We start from the raw sequence: 3,180 nt of genomic DNA on the forward strand, positions 1-3,180 counted from the left end.
AAAAGTTCTTTGACAGATTTAAGGATGAGAAAGGGGGTTGCATAACCGGTCACGAGCCGGGTTATGCGACACGAAAAAGAAAGTAAGCAAGGGCGTACGGGGGATGCCTAGGCTCTTGGAGGCGAAGAAGGACGTGTTAAGCTGCGAAAAGCTGCGGGGATTTGCAAAAAAGACTTGATCCGCAGATGTCCGAATGGGGCAACCCGGCAGGTCGGAGACCTGTCACACCGGCAACGGTGAGCAAACCCTATGAACTGAAACATCTTAGTAATAGGAGGAGGAGAAAGAAACATCGATTTCCCGAGTAGTGGCGAGCGAAAAGGAAAGAGCCCAAACCGGCGTTGTTACGGCAATGCCGGGGTTATAGGACTGCGATATCTTAATACCAACGAACGAGAAATGACTGGAAAGTCGTACCGTAGAGGGTGAAAGTCCCGTATTGGTAAGTTCGGTAAGCGGTAGCAGTATCCTGAGTATGGCGGGACACGAGGAATCCTGTCAGAATTTGCGGGGACCACCCCGTAAGGCTAAATACTCCCAAGAGACCGATAGTGGACCAGTACCGTGAGGGAAAGGTGAAAAGTACCCCGAACAGGGGAGTGAAAAAGAACCTGAAACCGTACGCTTACAACCTGTCGGAGCCGCTTCGTGCGGTGACGGCGTGCCTTTTGGATAATGAACCTACGAGTTACTAATCACTAGCGAGGTTAAGGACTATAAAGTCCGGAGCCGAAGCGAAAGCGAGTCTGAATAGGGCGTATAGTTAGTGGTTGTAGACGCGAAACCTTGCGATCTACCCATGAGCAGGATGAAGGTTGGGTAAAACCAACTGGAGGTCCGCACCGGTAAACGTTGAAAAGTTTTCGGATGACTTGTGGGTAGGGGTGAAAGGCTAATCAAGCTGGGAAATAGCTCGTACTCCCCGAAATGCTTTTAGGAGCAGCGTTGTAATAGTCTACTGGAGGTAGAGCTACTGATTGGATGCGGGGGCTTCACCGCCTACCAAATCCTGACAAACTCCGAATGCCAGTAGAATGATTTGCAGCAGTGAGCCGCTGGGTGCTAATGTCCGGCGACTAAAGAGGAACAACTCAGACCATCAGCTAAGGCCCCCAAACATACACTAAGTTGAACTAACGATGTGCGACTGCAGCGACAGCTAGGATGTTAGCTTGGAAGCAGCTATTCATTTAAAGAGTGCGTAACAGCTCACTAGTCGAGCGGTTGTGCGTGGATAATAACCGGGCATCAAGTGTATTGCCGAAGCTATGGACTCTACGGAGTGGTAGGGGAGCATTCCATCGACGTCGAAGCCGATTCGTGAGGATCGGTGGAGTTTATGGAAAAGCAAATGTAGGTATAAGTAACGATAAGGCGGGAGAGTAACCCGCCCACCGCAAGACCAAGGTTTCCTGATCAACGTTAATCGGATCAGGGTCAGTCGGGGCCTAAGGGTAAGCCGCATGGTGATCTCGATGGACAATCGGTTAATATTCCGATACTGATATGAACTGCGACGGAGGGACGGAGAAGCGTAAGCTACGCCAACAGACGGAATTGTTGGTTAAAGGGTGTAGGTATATGATTCGGTTAATAGCTGATTCATGCTGAAACCTGACAGTACCGAGCGGCTACGGCCAATCGGATAGTTAGCCCAAGCAAGCTTCCGAGAAAAACTTCTAAGCTTCAGGTTCATATCACCCGTACCGTAAACCGACACAGGTGGTCGAGGAGAGTATCCTCAGGTGCTTGAGTGAATCACGGATAAGGAACTAGGCAAATTGACCCCGTAACTTCGGGAAAAGGGGTCCCTACGCAAGTAGGGCGCAGCGAAGAGGTCCAGGCAACTGTTTAACAAAAACATATGGCTCTGCTAATTCGAGAGAAGAAGTATAGGGCCTGACACCTGCCCGGTGCTGGAAGGTTAAGAGGGGATGTCAGCGCAAGCGAAGCATTGAATCGAAGCCCCAGTAAACGGCGGCCGTAACTATAACGGTCCTAAGGTAGCGAAATTCCTTGTCGGGTAAGTTCCGACCTGCACGAATGGTGTAATGATCTGGACACTGTCTCGTCCGTGAGCTCAGTGAAATTGTAGTCCCGGTGAAGATGCCGGGTACCCGCAACGGGACGAAAAGACCCCGTGAACCTTTACTGCAACTTAACGCTGAATTTGGGTGCATAATGTGTAGGATAGGCAGGAGACTGCGAAGCGGTGCCGCTAGGTATCGTGGAGTCAACGTTGAAATACTGCCCTTTGTGTATTTGAATTCTAACCCCGCAAGGGAGACACCGTTTGGTGGGTAGTTTGACTGGGGTGGTCGCCTCCAAAAGCGTAACGGAGGCTTCCCAAGGTACCCTCAGCACGAATGGTAACCGTGCGCAGAGTGCAATGGCACAAGGGTGCTTGACTGTGAGACCAACAAGTCGACCAGGTGCGAAAGCAGGGCATAGTGATCCGGTGGTTCTGTGTGGACTGGCCATCGCTCAAAGGATAAAAGGTACTCCGGGGATAACAGGCTGATCGCCGCCAAGAGCTCATATCGACGCGGCGGTTTGGCACCTCGATGTCGGCTCGTCACATCCTGGGGCTGGAGAAGGTCCCAAGGGTTCGGCTGTTCGCCGATTAAAGTGGCACGCGAGCTGGGTTCAGAACGTCGTGAGACAGTTCGGTCTCTATCTGTTGCGGGCGTAGGAAATTTGAGGGGTCCTGACTTTAGTACGAGAGGACCGAGTTGGACGAACCTCTGGTTTATCAGTTATGCCGCCAGGTGTATCGCTGAGTATCCATGTTCGGATTGGATAAGTGCTGAAAGCATCTAAGCACGAAGCCAACCCCAAGATAAGATTTCCCTTGAGGGCCGTAGGAGACTACTACGTTGATAGGCCGCAGGTGTAAAGGCAGTGATGTCAAAGCCGAGCGGTACTAATAGCCCGAATGACTTTCTTTACAGAGGGCCCTTTTCTCATCCTCGAATCGTCAAATACTCGAAAGAAGGTGTTTGAGTCAAAAGAACTTTACGATATCATGTTGTTAGCTATAACAATGTAGATTTAGGTGGTTATAGCAGCGGGGTTCCACCTCTTCCCATTCCGAACAGAGAAGTTAAGCCCGTTCACGCCGATGGTACTGCAGTAACATGTGGGAGAGTAGGTAGCCGCCTCCTTAGAGTCCTCCGAGCA

General features: G+C 50.9%; 2 rRNA genes. Both read left to right on the top strand.

The annotated features are described in order from the left end of the window. Positions 1-76 precede the first annotated feature (76 nt). Positions 77-2,948: ribosomal RNA gene (locus DW082_RS13945) — 23S ribosomal RNA — on the top strand. 103 nt (positions 2,949-3,051) lie between these two features. Further along, positions 3,052-3,164: ribosomal RNA gene (gene rrf, locus DW082_RS13950) — 5S ribosomal RNA — on the top strand. Positions 3,165-3,180 lie beyond the last annotated feature (16 nt).

It is taken from the genome of Alistipes sp. AF48-12 (genome assembly GCF_003477565.1).
GTDB lineage: Bacteria > Bacteroidota > Bacteroidia > Bacteroidales > Rikenellaceae > Alistipes_A > Alistipes_A hominis.